Source organism: Bordetella tumulicola (assembly GCF_965138755.1).
Lineage (GTDB): Bacteria > Pseudomonadota > Gammaproteobacteria > Burkholderiales > Burkholderiaceae_B > Bordetella_A > Bordetella_A tumulicola.
This window is the reverse complement of the sequence record NZ_CBCSFP010000004.1, coordinates 122294-138555: the sequence shown is the minus strand read 5'-3', so window position 1 is coordinate 138555 and position 16262 is coordinate 122294. Positions and strand designations below refer to the sequence as shown.

Below are 16262 nucleotides of genomic sequence, written 5' to 3'. Positions count from 1 at the left end.
TGCCATGGGGTAGGCGGCGCACTGCGTTCACCACAAGGGGTGGGGGGCCGCGAAATCGACTTCGCTCATGACGCGTTCGCGCATGGCGGCTACCAGGGGCCGGATGTCGTCGCGCCGGCACTGGAACGAATAGTGCAGCCGCTGCAGCGGCGGATCGCTTTCGATGGCGCGGATGGCATGCTTGTCGTACAGGGTGCGCATCCAGCCTTCCGGAAAGAACCCCACGCCGACGCCGGCGGCCACCATGCCGGCGATGGCACCCATATTGTTGCAGGCCAGCTGGCGCGACACGCTCAGGTTGTTTTCTTGCAGCCAGGCTTCGAAGATGCGAGTCGACCCCGCGCCCGGAGGCATGGTGATGACAGTCATGTCTTGCAGACTGGCGGGCGTCAGCACCTTGATCCCTTCGAGCTGAGTGGCCGCGCCCGCCCAGGTATAGCGCACCTCGGCGATGGTATGCGAGGCAATGGAGGGCCGCGACGACCAGCCCGCCACCACGGCGAAATCCAGCTCGCCGGCCTCGACCCGGCGTTCCAGGCTCTGACCCACATCCACGTGGGGTTCCAGGCGCAGGTCGGGATAGTCTTTGCGACAGCGGGCCACGAACTTGGGTAGCCAGCTCATGGCGGCCAGTTCGCCCATGCCGAAACGGCACACGCCTTGCAGGCCGTCGTCGGTGCCCACTGCTGCGCGCGCCCGGTTGGCCGTGCTGAGCATTTCGCGCGCTAGCGGCAGCAGGGTCTTGCCCTCGCGGGTCAGTATCGAACGGTGACCGCTGCGATCGAACAGCGCCTTGCCCAGGTCGGCTTCCAGCTCGGTGATGCGCTTGGACAGCGATGACTGCGACACATGGATATGCATCGCGGCCGCCGCAAAGCTGGAAGATAGCGCGGCGGCATAGAAGGCCTCGAGTTGCTTGAAAGTCATGCGGGCGGTTCCAGATTGCCGCCTGCGCGGGCGGACGTGGCATTGATGCCGAAAATCGATGAAGGTTGAGGGAAATTTATCACTTTCTTCTGAGTATCGTTATTGCTAGAGTGCCTGGGCCTATAACGACAACCCTGCTTCCTGAAAGCGGAGGAGACATCATGAGCACAGCCTTCACTTGGCTGGCCGGCGCCGCGCTGGCCGTCGCCTTGGCCGGCCCTGCCGCCGCGCAGGATTGGACCCCCACCCGGCCCATCGAGATACTGGTCGGCTTCGCGCCGGGCGGCTCGGCCGATCAGATTGCGCGCCAACTGTCCGAAGCGGTGAAAAACACCGTGCCGGTGCCGGTCGTGGTGATCAACAAGCCGGGCGTGGCCGGGGTGCTGGCCGCCCAGGAAATCGCCGCGGCCGAACCCGATGGCTACAAACTGTTCGTGGGCGGCGGCAGCGAAACCACTTCGGTGGGCAATCACCAGAAAATCTCGTACGACCCGCGCCGCGATTTCACACCCGTGCTCAAGGCCGCGCGCCTGCCATCGGTGCTGGCAGTGAATGTGAATTCGCCGTACCCCGACATGAAGGCCTTGATCGCCGCCGCGCAAGGCAAGCCCGAAGCGTTGAGCTATGGGTCCACCGGCAACGGCAGCCTGTTCCATTCGACCATGCTGGCATTCGAGGCCAATAGCGGCTTGCGCTTTCTGCACGTGCCCTACAAGGGGGCGGCCGCTTCGCTGACCGCACTGGCAGCCGGCGAGATCGATATGGCTTTCGGCGCGCCCGAAGAAGTGCGCGGCCTGATCGATGCAGGCAAGATCAGGCCCATTGCCCTGTTCTCGAAATCGCGCGTGCCGTCGCTGCCCAACACCCCCACCATGACCGAGCTGGGCTACTCCATTGCGCTGGACAACATGAAAGGCCTGCTGGCGCCGGCGGACTTGCCCCAGCCGGTGTACCGCTACCTGAACCGCGTATTCCACGATGCCCTGCAAAGCCCGTCGTGGAAGGCCTATGCCGAACGCAGCGGACTGACTACCGACTATGCCGACGGCCCCACTTTCCAGAAAGAGATCGACGACAGCTACACGCTGATCGGCAATTCGCTCGAAGCCACGCGCTCGGCCACGAAATAGCAACAGGAGACCCGCATCATGACCCCGCACGCCAAGCCCACCCTCGGATTCATCGGCCTGGGCATCATGGGCCGAGGCATGGCCGCATCGTTACTGCGTGCGGGCCATGACGTGGTCGTGCACAACCGCGGCCGCGACGCCGAGGTCGCACTGGCCGCAGCTGGCGCCCGCCGTGCCGCCACGCCGGCCGAACTGGGCGGCATGGCGCGGGTGGTGATACTGTGCCTGTCGGATACCGCTGCGGTCGAGGCCGTGCTGTTCGGCCCACAGGGCCTGGCGCCGGCGCTGTCCGCCGGCAGCTACATCATCGATACCAGCACCATCTCGGCGTCGGCCACGCGCGACCATGCGCGGCGCCTGGCCGAGCAGGGCGTGGCGTTGCTGGATGCGCCGATCAGCGGCGGACAGCAGGCCGCAGAACAGGGCACGCTTAGTTGCATGGTGGGCGCCGTGCAAGCGGATTTCGAGGCGTGCCTGCCGTACTTGCAGGCTATTGCCTCGCGCGTGGTGCACGTGGGCGGCAACGGCGCCGGCCAGGTAGCCAAGGCCTGCAACCAGGTGGCCGTCAGTGCGGTGATGCTGGGCGTGGCCGAGGCGTTCTCGCTGGCCCGCGCCAGTGGGGTAGACCCAGCGGCAGTGCGCGAAGCCCTGTTGGGTGGCGCCGCGCGCAGTACCATTCTGGAAAAAAACGCCTTGCGCTTGCTGCAAAACGATTACCAACCGGGCTTTCGCGCCAGTCTGATGCGCAAAGACCTGCGCCTGGCGCTGGAAGCCGCGCGCGATGCCGGCGCCTGCCTGCCAGTGGCCGCCACGACGCTGCAATGGCTCGAGGCCCTGTGCAACACGGGCCATGCCGATGAAGACTGGAGCGCGGTGGGCCGCCTGATTGCCGAGTTTGCGCGGCCTGTGCCGCCCGTTTGAAGCGGCGGCGCATCATCGACTATCGTTGAGCAGGCTATCTCGCGCGCAAGCCATCGTTTCCTCGCGAGTGTTATCACTTCTATCGCCATCTCCAATATTATTGTTGGTCGGCGAAGAGCAGAAACATTCCACTTAGGCTGAATTTCGATATCAGCGCTAATTGCATCAAAAATGTAACAACACCCCCTCCCCCCCTTGAACCTGCCGACATCATCCCTATAATTAGCACTCGCTGCCGGTGAGTGCTAACACTGCTTTTCCGGCCTGAACCCGATCACTTTCACCTTCTTATATAGAAACAGGAGTTCCTCATGGCCCTGCGTCCCCTGCACGATCGCGTGATCGTCAAACGCCTGGACAACGAGCGCAAAACTGCCTCGGGCATCGTTATCCCCGATAGCGCCGCTGAAAAGCCGGATCAAGGCGAAGTCGTGGCCGTTGGCCCGGGCAAGAAGACCGAAGACGGTAAAGTTCTGCCGGTCGATCTGAAGGCCGGCGACAAGGTGTTGTTCGGCAAATATGCCGGCCAAGCCGTAAAGGTCGACGGCGAAGAGCTGCTCGTCATCCGCGAGGAAGAAATCCTCGCCGTGATCCAGTAATTACCTGAACGAATTTTCGAAGGAAGCTCATAATGGCTGCCAAGCAAGTCCTGTTCGGCGATGACGCCCGCGTTCGCATCGTTCGTGGCGTGAATGTTCTCGCCAATGCTGTTAAAACCACCCTGGGCCCCAAGGGCCGTAACGTCGTGCTCGAGCGCTCGTTCGGCGCCCCGACCGTCACCAAAGACGGCGTGTCGGTTGCCAAGGAAATCGAACTGAAAGACAAGTTCGAAAACATCGGCGCTCAATTGGTCAAAGACGTTGCCTCGAAGACCTCGGACAACGCCGGCGACGGCACCACCACCGCCACCGTGCTGGCTCAAGCCATCGTCCAAGAAGGCCTGAAGTACGTTGCCGCGGGTTTCAACCCCATCGACCTCAAGCGCGGTATCGACAAGGCTGTGGCTGCTGCCGTGGCTGAGTTGGCCAAGCAATCCAAGCCGGTCACCACCAGCAAGGAAATCGCTCAAGTCGGCTCGATCTCGGCCAACAGCGACTCGTCGATCGGCCAGATCATCGCTGACGCGATGGACAAGGTCGGCAAAGAAGGCGTCATTACCGTCGAAGACGGCAAGTCGCTGGACAACGAGCTGGACGTGGTCGAAGGCATGCAATTCGACCGTGGCTACCTGTCGCCCTACTTCATCAACAACCCCGAGAAGCAAGTTGCCGCTCTGGACGATCCGTACGTTCTGATTTTCGACAAGAAGATCAGCAACATCCGTGATCTGCTGCCCGTGCTGGAACAAGTCGCCAAGTCGAGCCGTCCTCTGCTGATCATCGCCGAAGACGTCGAAGGCGAAGCCCTGGCTACGCTGGTTGTGAACAACATCCGTGGCATCCTGAAGACCACCGCTGTCAAGGCTCCTGGCTTCGGCGATCGCCGCAAAGCCATGCTGGAAGACCTGGCCATCCTGACCGGTGGTGTGGTGATCTCCGAAGAAACCGGCATGTCGCTGGAAAAGGCCACCCTGGAAGACCTGGGTCAAGCCAAGCGCATCGAAGTCGCCAAGGAAAACACCACGATCATCGACGGCGCTGGCGACAGCAAGTCGATCGAATCCCGCGTGAAGCAAATTCGCGTGCAGATCGAAGAAGCCACGTCGGACTACGATCGTGAAAAGCTGCAACAACGCGTGGCCAAGCTGGCCGGCGGTGTTGCCGTGATTCGCGTCGGTGCTGCCACCGAAGTCGAAATGAAGGAAAAGAAGGCCCGCGTCGAAGATGCCCTGCACGCTACCCGCGCTGCTGTGGAAGAAGGCGTGGTTGCTGGCGGCGGCGTGGCTCTGCTGCGTGCCAAGCAAGCCATCGCTGGCCTGAAAGGCGATACGCCTGACCAAAACGCAGGTATCAAGCTGATCCTGCGTGCTGTCGAAGAACCCCTGCGCATCATCGTTACCAACGCCGGCGAAGAAGCCAGCGTAGTGGTCGACAAGGTTCTGGCCGGCACGGGCAACTACGGCTACAACGCCGCAACCGGCGAGTACACCGATCTGGTCGAGCAAGGCGTGTTGGATCCCACCAAGGTGACCCGCACTGCACTGCAAAACGCCGCTTCGGTGGCCAGCCTGCTGCTGACGGCGGAAGCCGCTGTGGTTGAACTGGCTGAAGACAAGCCCGCTGCTCCCCAGATGCCTGGTGGCATGGGCGGCATGGGTGGCATGGACTTCTAAGTCCACGTCATTGTCGCGAAGTATCCCCGGCGTGCCGGGGATATGCCGAATCAACACCCTCGAGCTTACGTTCGAGGGTGTTTTTTTTCGCTGAGCTACACCTCAGCCCGATTCAGCCTGCGGCGTTAAGTACGCCTGTCATACGTTGCTCAACTTCGTCTCTCGTCGCTGCCCACGCTGGCACGGGTTGGAGTAGCCGCTCCTGCCAGGCAATGAGGTTGGGGAATTCGTCGAGCGGCGCGCCAGTTCGGTAAATCCTGAATTTTTCAGCTATGCCAATGGCGGTTGATCAGGCTCAGAGCCTGAGATCAGCATAGCGCGCAAGCGTTGGCGTTGATTTTCGAGCGCGTCTATCTGTCGTTCGATCATCGCAAGCCGCTTGCGCCGAGCATCAGTCATGTTCGCGCATGCCTTCGCCCCTTCGATCAACAGCATGCAATCGGGAAAGCTACGAATTTCCTCCAGGCTGAAGCCGGCCGCGATCAGACGCTGCAGCTGCTTCACCTGCGTGATGGCTACTGCCTGGAATACGCGGTAACCATTCTCGGCCCGCGTGGATGCGAGCAAGCCGTGCCGATCATAGTGACGAATGGAGCGTACGCTGGCTCCGGTAGCTTGTGCCAGAGCACCGATCTTCAACATGGTTGTTGGCAATGTTTGGCTCATGGATTGAACGATATCACTTCCTCCTTGACTGTGACACTGATGTCAGGGTTTAGGCTGCGATTTTTCAATTCAATGGAGTTCAAAAATGACGTCCTTCAAAGCTATCAACCACTGGCGCAGCTGGTTTGTGGGACTGGCCCTCATGAGCGCCTCCGTATTGGCACGGGCTGGTGTAGAACCCTACACAGTGACCGCTCCTGACGGGGTATCCATCGCAGTGCAAGAAGCGGGAGACCCGAACGGCCAGCCCATCATTTTCATTCACGGCCTGCTTGGCAGTCATCTGAGCTGGGAAAAGCAGGTCAATAGTGCTGAACTGCAGCGTTACCGTCTGATTACCTACGATATGCGTGGCCATGGCATTTCTGGTCAGCCTGAGCGTGCCGATGCCTACAGCGATGGACGACGTTGGGCCGATGATTTGGCGGCGGTAATCGCTGGATCTGGGGCCCGGCAACCCGTCGTCGTGGGGTGGTCGCTGGGCGCAGCCGTGACGACGAATTACCTGGCGGCTTATGGTGACGAGAAGATCGCTGGCGCTGTGTATGTGGGCGGCGTCATCGAGCTGAAACCTGAACAAATTACTCCGCGGCCCCATGCATACAGTAGGATGGCTTCGCCTGATCTGAAGACCCATCTCGATGCCGAGCGTGAGTTTGTGGGACTGTGCTTTGCCACGCAGCCTGACGCCGATACCTTCCAGCGCCTGTTGGCCAATGCGGCCATGGCATCCGAGAACATGCAAAATGCAGTACATGGAATGTCGCTAGACGCCCCCAAGGGCTTGGGAGCAATGCACAAACCGCTGTTGTTGATCTATGGCGCGCGTGACGCACTGGTTCAAGTGGAACCTTCCTTCAACCGGGCCAAGGCGTTGAACCCAAGGGTGATCGGCAAGTTCTACCCAAACTCGGGCCACTCTCCCTTCCTGGAGGAAGCTGAACGCTTTAATCGTGATCTGTCCGCCTTCGTTGAGGATGCGATAAAGCGTTAACGATTCGTCGGCGCGCAGCCCGGTGTTGCGCGTTTTTCGTGCTGGGCTAGGCGCGGATTAATGGACGATGCTGGGCAAGCCAGACTACGCAGTGGCTGCCGCGTGGAGGTCTTATTTATAGTGAGTGGCTGGGTCATACGAGACGTATCCAGGCGTAAACATCAGAGATCGGTTTGTAACTCGACAAAAACGCCCCCTACAATGCAAAGAATCTGATCGCACCCGTTGTACGACATGCCCATCCCGCCTCGCTTGTTGAAATTACTGCGCCCTTCGGAAATCTATGGGCTGCTTGTCGAGTCGGCCAAACAATGGTCGTCGCACCGCGCATCAAGTAAAGGGGCCGCGCTATCGTTGTATATGGTGTTTTCGCTGGCGCCCATGTTGATTCTGGTGATTGCGGTCGCGGGCGTGTTTTTTGGTGAAGAGGCCGTCCGTTCTGAGTTGTTTGAACAAGTACACGGGTTGATAGGCGCGCGCGGTGCCGAAGTCATTCAGACCGTACTGGCCAGCGCACACGAGTCCGGCGGAGGCTGGATTGCCGCCCTATTGTCAATTGCGATCCTGGTCTTCAGTGCGACGACGGCGTTTGCGGAACTGCAGGCTAGCCTGGATGAACTGTGGGACGCCAGACAGCAACGCAAATCGGGTATCCAGGGCATGGTTCGCAGCCGCATGGTGGCGTTTGGCCTGGTGCTGGTGTTGGCGCTGTTCTTGTTGCTGTCGTTGGCGACCAACGCCGCGTTGGGCGGCGCCAAGGCTTATTACGGCGATCTGTGGACGAGCTCAGTTTTTGCCACCGTGGCCGAGTGGATGTCCAATCTGTTTTCTTTTGCGGTCGTGACAGCCCTGTTCGCCGTGGTGTTCAAGCTGCTCCCCAGCATCACCATTCCCTGGCGCGACGTCATTCCGGGCGCGATTGTGACCGCCGCCCTGTTTTTAGTGGGTAAATGGGGAATTGGCCTATATCTGGGCCGTGGCGCCGCGGTATCGGCTTATGGGGCGGCAGGCTCGCTGATTGCGCTGTTGTTGTGGATTTATTATTCCGCGCAGATTTTCTTTTTTGGGGCAGTATTCACGCGGCAGTTTGCGGAGCGATTCGGCAGCAGGCAAGCCGAGGACGAGACTGCGCAATCGCCCCCTTCGGCGACGTGACGGCACGGCCACTTTGGCCCCACACAGCACTGCTGGCCCTGACTCTGGCGCTGGCAGTCAATCCGGCACATGCCGATACAGTATGGTTGAATAACGGCGACCGCATTACCGGCAAGATTCAGTCGCTGGACAATGGCTATCTGCGCGTCAATACCGAGTACGGCGGTGATTTGCGCATTGCGTTCGATCATGTGAAAACCTTGCAAAGCGACACACCGCTCGTCATCAACGACAAGTCGGTACAACACGACTACCGCGCCAAGCTGATCGGCGCCAAGGACGGGCAAGTCATACTGGAGGGTGTACGACATGATGCGCACGGCGCCCAGCCCGTAAAAGTCGATGTGCCGCTGGCATCCCTGGAAACCGTGGTGCGGCCACGGCCTTTCTTGCGTGACGTCTCTTTCACCGGGCACATCGATGTGTCGGCCACCCAGCGCACCGCGTCGACCGATACCAAGAACTATTCCGTCACCTTGAACACGACCATGCGCCACGACTGGTGGCGACATCAGTTCAATGGCATCTATCTGCATAGCAAAGAAGACGGCAGCGTCAATACCAACAACTACGGGGTGGACTACACGCTGGATCGCTTCTTTACCGAAAAGGCATTTTGGCAGGCCCGTCTGGCACACCGGCGTGATTGGGTCGAAGACCTGAACCGCCAAACCGCCTACGGGACCGGACCAGGCTATCAGTTCTGGGACAATGAACTGGGGGCCTTCTCGATGTCGGCGTTGCTGGGAAAAGTGGATTATGGCTATAGCGACGGCAGCAGCGATTCATCGTTTGCAGCCAGCCTGCGCTGGGATTACTCGCGATACTTGAGCGGCAAAGAATTCGAACTCTTCACCAAGGGAGAACTGATGCGCCCCCTGGAGGGTGATGCCAAGTTCGCCGTCAACGGCGAAGTCGGTGTGCGCTACAACGTCAATAGTTGGCTATCGATGTACCTGAAGTATGCCCGTAATCAGGTCAGCAGCACATTCGAAAGCCTGAATGAGTCGATCTACAGTGCTGGTATGGGCGTGCACTGGTAAAGCGTGCCAAGGCGATCGCCTGGCAGGAAAAAGCATGTGGCATGCGTCGCTCACCCCCGCCAGCGGCCCTCCAGCCAGGTGCCTGAAGAGACGGCCCGCTGTGCCTCATCGACCAGCAGATCCACCGTGCAGCGTACAGCCCGTGCCGTAGGACGGTTCGTCGGCAGCGCCAAAACAATCGTGCGCGTGATATCCGGCGCTGTCAGCGGTGCGCCTTTCAGCTTGCGCCCGCGCAAATCATCGGCCACCGCGATCGGGGGCAAGATCGTCAAACCATGCCCACCCAAAACCAGGCTACGTTGCACACTCAGCGCATTGGTCTCGACCGAGACGTCCAGCGTGACTTGCGCGGCCGCGCAGGCCTGCTCGACCAGTGTGCGTATGCCATGAGGCGCGCTGGGCAGCACCAGTTTTTGATGCGTCAACGCAGCTAACGGCACCGGCCGCTCAGGGCTCAAGTCGCTGTTCTTGGGCCCGATCACCCACAACGGCTCTTCGATCAGGGGCATGGTCTGGATATGGGCCATTTGCTCGACGCCGTACAGCAACGCCGCATCGACCTCGCCAGTGACCAGCCAGCGCTGCAGCGTACCCGCATAACCCATGGCGATGCGAATCCGTATGCCGGGATACGCCGCCGCCACGGCCGAGGCCAACGGGCTGGACAACATGTCGATACTGCTGGGCAGTAACCCCAGTGTGACCAGGCCAGTCACGCCCTGCCCGACGCCGCCGACTTCGACACGGGCCCGATCCAGCTCCAGCAGGGCTCGACGGGCGTATCCCACCAGGACCTCGCCCGCCTCGGTCAACACCATGCCGCGACGCTCTCGCTCGAACAGCGGAGCCCCGATGTCTTCTTCCAGTAGGCGTATCTGGCGCGACACGGCGGGCTGCACGAGATTCAGCACCTCGGCCGCCCGTGTCACGTTGCCCGTCTCCGTCACGGTCAGAAAAGCACGTAGTTGCTTCAAATCCATCTTGCTATGGTCCGATCAAAAAGTGTGATTGTTCCATGCCAATTTTCTATTTTATTTACTTAGTCATCATATTTTATGATGACTCTGTCATTAAACCACCCTATCTCATCCCATGAACCCAGCATCCGTTGCGTCACCTGCCTGGCAGGAAGCTATTTTTAAAGTGTTCAAGCAAGGCGGCGTCAGGCAGATTGCCTATGTGCCCGATGCCGGACACTCCCACGCTATCCGTAGTGCGGTCGGCGATCCCGATATCGAAGACATCGTGCTGACCACCGAAGAAGAAGGTGTGGCCCTCACCTGTGGCGCCTGGCTGGGCGGCCAGCGGGCCGTGTTGCTGATGCAAAGCAGCGGCGTGGGCAATTGCGTGAACATGTTCTCGCTGCTGCAAGCGGCGGATTTTCCGTTCTTTACCTTGGTCACGATGCGCGGCGAGTATGCCGAGTTCAACCCTTGGCAGGGCCCCATGGGCAAGGCCACGCAGGCCGCCCTGGAACTGATGGGCATCCACGTGCTACGCGTTTCCCATCCGGACGAGGTCGAGGAAATCGTAAGTGCGGGATTCGACGCCGCCTTTGAGGCCGGTGAAAAAGTGGCCGTATTGCTGAGTCAGAACCTGATCGGCCGAAAAAAGTGGGAGCGCAAATAATGAATCAAACCACCCAACAGCGAGCCGACCGCCGCGAGTTCGTCGCCCGATTGCTGGTCGGCGTTCCCGATGCGCTGGTGATCACCGGGCTGGGGTCGGCCGCCTACGATGTATTCGCCGCCGGCGATCGCGACCGTAACTACTATCTATGGGGCGCCATGGGCGGCGCCGCTCCCATGGGGTTAGGCTTGGCATTAGCGCAGCCCGACAAGCCCGTGGTGGTCATCACGGGGGATGGAGAACAACTGATGGGCATCGGCAGCCTGGCCACCATCGGCGCCAAGCAACCGAAGAACCTCACCATCGTCGTGCTCGACAACGGCCATTTTGGCGAGACAGGTATGCAGCGCAGCCACTCCAGCCTGGGTACCGATCTCGTGGCGGTCGCCAAGGGGTTTGGTATCGCCGACGCCTTCACCATCGACAGCCTGGCGGGATGCAATGACATCACCGATCGCATTCAGGCTCGCGCCGGCGTGGCTTTTGCACAGGTTTTCATTGAAGTCGAGGAGCCGCCCCGCAAGCTGCCGCCGCGCGATGGCCCGTTCATCAAAAACCGTTTCCGGACCGCCCTAGGGTTGCAACCATTCTGATAAAAGCGCAATCAAGAAAAACGACGTGCACGGACGACGCGGCAGGCACTCCGCCTGCCGTCCAGTCACTTAACGCTTGGCCTTCACTATACCCATACAGGAGACAAATCCATGGGCAAGACGCTCGGCAGTATCATCTTCATAGGTGCTGGCATGCTGTCGCAGACAGCGATGGCGGCGTGGCCCGACGACAAGCCAATTGAATTGGTAGTCGGTTTCGCGCCTGGCGGCGGCACGGATGTGATGGCGCGCAACCTGGCGCGTTTCATGGAAAAACGCCTGGGCGAGTCGGCCCGCATCGTCGTCGTCAATAAACCCGGATCCAGCGGCGAGATTTCCAATAACTATATCCAGAATGCCAAACCCGATGGCTACACATTGGGCATGATCAACGTACCCGGCTATGTCTTTTTGCCGATGTACCGCAAGACCATCTATCAACCCGACCAGATCCGCCCGATCGCACGCATTGTCGATGACCCGGCCATGCTGGTGGGCAATCGCGATGCGGGCAAGCCCATCACACTGAAAGATTTCATCGCGCAAGCCAAGAACACCTCATTTTCGATAGGCCACTCGGGCGACGGCACCACGGGTCATCTGGGCATGCTGGAACTCGGCCGGGACGCGGGATTCAAATTCACCTCGATCCCCTACAAAGGCAATGGGGAAGCCAAGGCTTCGCTCATCGGCAAGCATGTCGACTACGTCATGATGACGACCGGTGAAGCCCTGGAACTCGGACAACCCGGCACACCGTTAGTGGGCGTTGCGCTGTGGGGCGCCAAGCGTGCGGCCAACGGCGTGCCTACGCTGGCGGAACAGGGCTATGACTTGCAGATCTCGTCTGAACGCGGTATCGCCGGGCCGCTCGCGCTACCCGACGACATCGCAAAACGTGTCCAAGATGCGGTGGAGGCCACGATGAAAGACCCTGGCTTCCTGGAGGCCGGCAAGGCCGATGCACCGGTGCTGGCGTTTATGCCGGGTGCGCAATGGAGTCAGCGACTGAAAGAGCTGGAAAAACGGATGAAAACCTTGGTGGATCTGATGGCGGCCTCAAAGTAAAGCCGGAAAAAACGGGCGTGCACGAATCGTGCACGCTTAAGCCGCGCCTGCCTCGCCCGCATCGGGTAGCGTTATACCCAGACGCGCGCTCCACTGCTGGAACTCTAGCCATAGTCCGGGCTCGATGGGAATGCCATCACGCAGTCGTTGATCCTGGGCGGCCTGTTCGGGGTCACCTGGCATGCGGGGTTGGCCAGGTTGGGCGGCCAATTCACCGGCCATTTGAGCCACTACGGCGGCCAGCATGGGTCCACCGGCAAAACGGGCGGGGTCGATCACGATGAAAAAAGCGCCCAGGCGCCGAGCGACATCGAGCTGATCATACATGGACGAAATATGCGGGCCAAAGGGATTGCCGTTCAATGGGCCGCACAGCAGTTCGATCATCAACGCCAGCCCATAGCCCTTGTAGCCTTGCTCCAGGCCACCCAACGGCCGTAGGGCGCGCGCGAGTTGTGGATCGGTGGCGTCCTCGCCGGCCTCGTCCAGGGCGACGCCAGGGGGCAGCGCATGTCCTTCTCGACGAGCATTCATGACGCGATTCCAGGGGATTGCGGTCGATGCCATATCCAGGCACACAGGAGGACCATCCTGCCTCGGGACAGCCACCGAAATGGGATTCGTGCCCAAGAACGGCCGGTGCCCACCGAAGGGGGCCGCGACGGAATCGGAATGGGTAAATGCCAGACCGATCAACCCGCGCTCGGCGGCGGCACGACTGTATAGACCCACCGCACCGCAATGGGAAGAATCGCTGACCCCAACGGCAGCCACCCCGGTTTCCTGCGCAATCTCCATAGCCAGCCGGTTAGCGCGATGCGCCACCACGATGCCGAGTCCCTGTCCTCCGTGCACCTGAGCGGTAGCGGGACCGCTGCGCACAATGCGCAGATCGGGTCTCGCCAGAATGGAACCATGCGCCAATCGATTTAGATAGTGAGGCAAACGGGCGATACCATGCGAGTCTACCCCCCACAAACTCGTCTGTACCAAGCTGTCGGCCAGACAGCCCGCATCGGTATCGGAAAGATCCATGGCAAGCAAGCAGCGACGGCCCCAGTCTCGCAAAGCGGGTGCATGGCAGCGGCGCAATGTGGCGGCATCATTCATATTATTGCCCTCCGTTCACTTGCAGCACGGCGGCACGCACACCGCTTTGCCGCAAGACAGCCGCGTGACGCGCGACGGCGTTAATAAGCTCGCCGTGCCCGGCCAGATCGCCGAACACCGGTTCATAGCCGATCAATGCGCGCGCACGCGCCAAGTCGGCTCCTTCGTTTTGTGCCGCGGCCGTCAAGCACGCTTGAAGTTCACCAGCCAACGGATCCTCGATAGGATAGGCCCTGCCTTGCTCGTCGTAGCCGCGCAGATAATGCATCCACGCCGCCACCGCCAGTGCGAGACGCTCAAAACCGGCGCCCGCGCGCAGACGATCGCGCAACGTACCCAGCAAGCGCTGCGGCAGTTTCTGCGAGCCATCCATGGCGATCTGCTGCGTACGATGCGGCAATGCCGGATTCGAAAAGCGGGCCAGCAAACGCGTGCGCATCATCTTTAGATCCACGCCCGGAACGGGCGGTAACGTGGGCACGATTTCTTCTTTGATCAGGGCATCAAGGTAGTCATGTAGCAACGGATCGGCCATCACCTGGCTGACGGTGCTAAGCCCCGCGGATGCCCCCAGGTAGGCCAACGCGGAATGTGGGCCATTGACCATGCGCAACTTCAACTGTTCGAAGGGCGCCGCGTGGCTCACGAAACGCGCGCCACCAGGCTGATCCCAGGCGGGACGACCGGCGACAAAGCGATCTTCGATGACCCATTCAAGAAAAGGCTCGCCGACGACGGGCCACGCGTCTTGTCTGTGTAGACGCGCAGAGATGCGCTGCCGGTCGGTATCGACGGTACGCGGCACGATGCGATCAACCATGGCGTTCGGAAACGTACAGTGCGCCGCGATCCAGTCATGCAGTGCGGGATCACAGGCATTCGCCAATTCCAGCACCAGGCCGCGCAGAGTATTGCCATTGGACGGCAGGTTGTCGCACGACATCAGCGTGATAGGCGGCAGGCCTGCATGGCGGCGGCGCGCCAGACCATACACGAGCATGCCCAGAGCAGTGCGTGGCGCCTCGGGATGGGCTAGATCGTGCACGATATCGGGATCATCGCGACGCAGACGTCCGCTGGACGGTTCGTAGCTATAGCCTTTTTCTGTCACGGTCAGGCTGACGATGCGTGTATCGGGGTGCGCGATCTGGGCCAATACGGCGTCAGGATCATTGGCCGCCACGAGTACACGCAGCACTGCCCCCACAACGGACAACTGCTCGCGTGGCGTCCCTTCTGCGTCAGAATCGCGCAGCGACAAAGTGTACAGGCCGTCTTGGGGCGCCAACGCCTCGTGCGTATCCGCGCTGCGCAGCGATACGCCCACGATACCCCAGCGCAAATCGCCGGTAGCCGCCAACGCCATATCGGTGACAGGCGCCTGGTGCGCGCGATGAAATGCGCCGATCCCCAGATGCACAATGCCGGGCCGCAAGCGTGTGCGATCGTATGCTGGACGGCCGATGTCGGCAGGCAGGCTGCCCAGAGCAGCGTTGTTCAGACGCGCAAACATCCTGCTACCAATGCCACAACGTACCGTCGTGGGCCTGACGATTCACCGGCAGGTAGGTGCGCTGATAAGGATACTTGGCGGCGAGTGCCTCGTCGATATCCACGCCATGACCGGGCGTATCACCCGGGACCATCATGCCATCGGCAAAGCTGTAGGCATGCGGAAACACGGCATCGGTCTCCTCGGTATGGCGCATGTATTCCTGGATACCGAAGTTGGGGACCCACAAATCGAAGTGCAAGGCTGCGCCCATGCAAATGGGCGACAAATCGGTAGCGCCATGACAACCCGTGCGGACTTGATACAGGGCGGCAAGATCAGCGATGCGACGCAGATGGCTGATACCACCGGCGTGGACGACGGTGGTGCGGATATAGTCGATCAGTTGGTTCTGTATGAGGTCTTTGCAGTCCCAGATCGAATTGAAGATTTCACCCACCGCTAGCGGCGTCACCGTGTGCTGGCGGATCAGCCGGAATGCCTCCTGATTCTCGGCAGGTGTGGCGTCCTCCATCCAAAATAGCCGATAGGGCTCCAGCGACTTGCCCAATCGCCCCGCCTCGATAGGCGTTAATCGATGGTGCACGTCGTGCAGCAAATGCGTGTCCCAACCGACCGCATCGCGCACGTGCTGAAATAGTTTGGGCGCATGGTCCAGGTACTTTTCCGTTGACCAGTCATGTTCAGACGGCAGATCGGCATCGGCAGGCTCATAGAACATACGGCCACGACCCACGCCATACACGGCATTCAGGCCGGGCACGCCACTTTGGGCGCGAATGGCACGGTAGCCCATGTCGCGGTAACGCAGCACTTCGTCGACGGTTTCCTCGATGTCGCGGCCATTGGCATGGCCATACACCATCACACCGGTGCGACTCTTGCCCCCCAGCAACTGATATAATGGCATGCCGGCCGCCTTGGCCTTAATGTCCCACAGCGCCGTATCGACCGCGGCAATGGCCGACATGGTAACGGGCCCACGCCGCCAATACGCGCCGCGATATAAAAACTGCCAGATGTCTTCGATCTGATGTGCATCGCGCCCGATCAGACAAGGCACCACGTGATCGGTCAGGTAACTGGCCACGGCGAGCTCTCGACCATTCAAGGTGGCGTCGCCTATACCCGTCAGGCCTTGATCGGTTTCGATTTTCAGAGTGACGAAATTACGTCCCGGACTGCAAACGATGACACGTGCGTTAGTGATCTGCATAGAGAACCTGAGTAGATGAATCCGC

The 16262-nt window shown here is 60.5% G+C and carries 16 protein-coding genes; 10 read left to right on the top strand and 6 right to left on the bottom strand.

Going from position 1 to position 16262, the window contains the following annotated elements; all coding sequences use genetic code 11:
• Window positions 1–27: 27 nt before the first annotated feature.
• The gene (locus ACNAZS_RS13175; RefSeq protein WP_415789910.1) at window positions 28–927 is read right to left on the bottom strand and encodes a LysR family transcriptional regulator; all 900 of its coding nucleotides are present in this window, start codon (window positions 925–927) and stop codon (window positions 28–30) included.
• 161 nt (window positions 928–1088) lie between these two features.
• Between ACNAZS_RS13175 and ACNAZS_RS13170 the strand changes: the two genes are divergently transcribed.
• The 4 genes from ACNAZS_RS13170 (at window position 1089) to groL (ending at window position 5250) form a co-directional block, all read left to right on the top strand.
• Window positions 1089–2057 carry a Bug family tripartite tricarboxylate transporter substrate binding protein gene (locus ACNAZS_RS13170; protein WP_415789908.1) on the top strand — a complete coding sequence of 323 codons (969 nt, stop codon included), beginning with the start codon at window positions 1089–1091 and terminating at the stop codon, window positions 2055–2057.
• Window positions 2058–2075: 18 nt separating this feature from the next.
• Window positions 2076–2978 (top strand): NAD(P)-dependent oxidoreductase, encoded by a 903-nt coding sequence (locus tag ACNAZS_RS13165; protein WP_415789906.1) that lies wholly within the window; start codon window positions 2076–2078, stop codon window positions 2976–2978.
• Between the two features lie 311 nt (window positions 2979–3289).
• Window positions 3290–3577 (top strand): co-chaperone GroES, encoded by a 288-nt coding sequence (groES, locus tag ACNAZS_RS13160; RefSeq protein ID WP_209156792.1) that lies wholly within the window; start codon window positions 3290–3292, stop codon window positions 3575–3577.
• Between the two features lie 32 nt (window positions 3578–3609).
• Entirely contained in the window at window positions 3610–5250 is a 1641-nt protein-coding gene (gene groL, locus ACNAZS_RS13155; RefSeq protein ID WP_415789903.1) for a chaperonin GroEL, read from the top strand.
• 270 nt (window positions 5251–5520) lie between these two features.
• Here groL and ACNAZS_RS13150 read toward each other — a convergent pair whose 3' ends face one another.
• Entirely contained in the window at window positions 5521–5916 is a 396-nt protein-coding gene (locus ACNAZS_RS13150) for a MerR family transcriptional regulator (protein ID WP_415789900.1), read from the bottom strand.
• Between the two features lie 85 nt (window positions 5917–6001).
• Here ACNAZS_RS13150 and ACNAZS_RS13145 point away from each other — a divergent pair, with 85 nt between their 5' ends.
• The 3 genes from ACNAZS_RS13145 to ACNAZS_RS13135 all read left to right on the top strand — a co-directional run bounded on the left by ACNAZS_RS13145 (window position 6002) and on the right by ACNAZS_RS13135 (window position 9108).
• Entirely contained in the window at window positions 6002–6910 is a 909-nt protein-coding gene (locus ACNAZS_RS13145; RefSeq protein WP_415789897.1) for an alpha/beta fold hydrolase, read from the top strand.
• A gap of 234 nt (window positions 6911–7144) precedes the next feature.
• Window positions 7145–8065 carry a YihY/virulence factor BrkB family protein gene (locus ACNAZS_RS13140; RefSeq protein WP_415789895.1) on the top strand — a complete coding sequence of 307 codons (921 nt, stop codon included), beginning with the start codon at window positions 7145–7147 and terminating at the stop codon, window positions 8063–8065.
• Entirely contained in the window at window positions 8062–9108 is a 1047-nt protein-coding gene (locus tag ACNAZS_RS13135) for a DUF481 domain-containing protein (RefSeq protein ID WP_415789893.1), read from the top strand. The genes ACNAZS_RS13140 and ACNAZS_RS13135 overlap by 4 nt, the downstream gene beginning before the upstream one ends.
• 50 nt (window positions 9109–9158) lie before the next feature.
• Here the strand turns inward: ACNAZS_RS13135 and ACNAZS_RS13130 are convergent, their stop codons facing one another.
• The gene (locus ACNAZS_RS13130) at window positions 9159–10088 is read right to left on the bottom strand and encodes a LysR family transcriptional regulator (RefSeq protein WP_415789891.1); all 930 of its coding nucleotides are present in this window, start codon (window positions 10086–10088) and stop codon (window positions 9159–9161) included.
• Between the two features lie 112 nt (window positions 10089–10200).
• On the opposite strand from ACNAZS_RS13130, the gene ACNAZS_RS13125 reads away from it, so the two are divergent.
• The 3 genes from ACNAZS_RS13125 to ACNAZS_RS13115 all read left to right on the top strand — a co-directional run bounded on the left by ACNAZS_RS13125 (window position 10201) and on the right by ACNAZS_RS13115 (window position 12398).
• Window positions 10201–10737 (top strand): phosphonopyruvate decarboxylase, encoded by a 537-nt coding sequence (locus tag ACNAZS_RS13125; RefSeq protein ID WP_415789889.1) that lies wholly within the window; start codon window positions 10201–10203, stop codon window positions 10735–10737.
• Window positions 10737–11330, top strand: a complete 594-nt coding sequence (locus ACNAZS_RS13120; RefSeq protein ID WP_415789887.1) for a thiamine pyrophosphate-dependent enzyme — start codon at window positions 10737–10739, stop codon at window positions 11328–11330. The genes ACNAZS_RS13125 and ACNAZS_RS13120 overlap by 1 nt, the downstream gene beginning before the upstream one ends.
• Window positions 11331–11441: 111 nt before the next feature.
• Window positions 11442–12398, top strand: coding sequence for a tripartite tricarboxylate transporter substrate binding protein (locus ACNAZS_RS13115; RefSeq protein ID WP_415789885.1), 957 nt, complete (start codon window positions 11442–11444; stop codon window positions 12396–12398).
• 36 nt (window positions 12399–12434) lie between these two features.
• Here the strand turns inward: ACNAZS_RS13115 and ACNAZS_RS13110 are convergent, their stop codons facing one another.
• Genes ACNAZS_RS13110 through manD form a run of 3 tightly spaced genes read right to left on the bottom strand, consistent with a single transcriptional unit; the run spans window position 12435 to window position 16237 of the window.
• Window positions 12435–13508, bottom strand: coding sequence for an Ldh family oxidoreductase (locus ACNAZS_RS13110; RefSeq protein ID WP_415789883.1), 1074 nt, complete (start codon window positions 13506–13508; stop codon window positions 12435–12437).
• A gap of 1 nt (window position 13509) precedes the next feature.
• On the bottom strand, window positions 13510–15021 hold the full coding sequence (locus ACNAZS_RS13105) for a mannitol dehydrogenase family protein (protein WP_415789881.1): 1512 nt from the start codon (window positions 15019–15021) through the stop codon (window positions 13510–13512).
• 4 nt (window positions 15022–15025) lie between these two features.
• Entirely contained in the window at window positions 15026–16237 is a 1212-nt protein-coding gene (gene manD / locus ACNAZS_RS13100) for a D-mannonate dehydratase ManD (RefSeq protein ID WP_415789879.1), read from the bottom strand.
• Window positions 16238–16262: the final 25 nt, after the last annotated feature.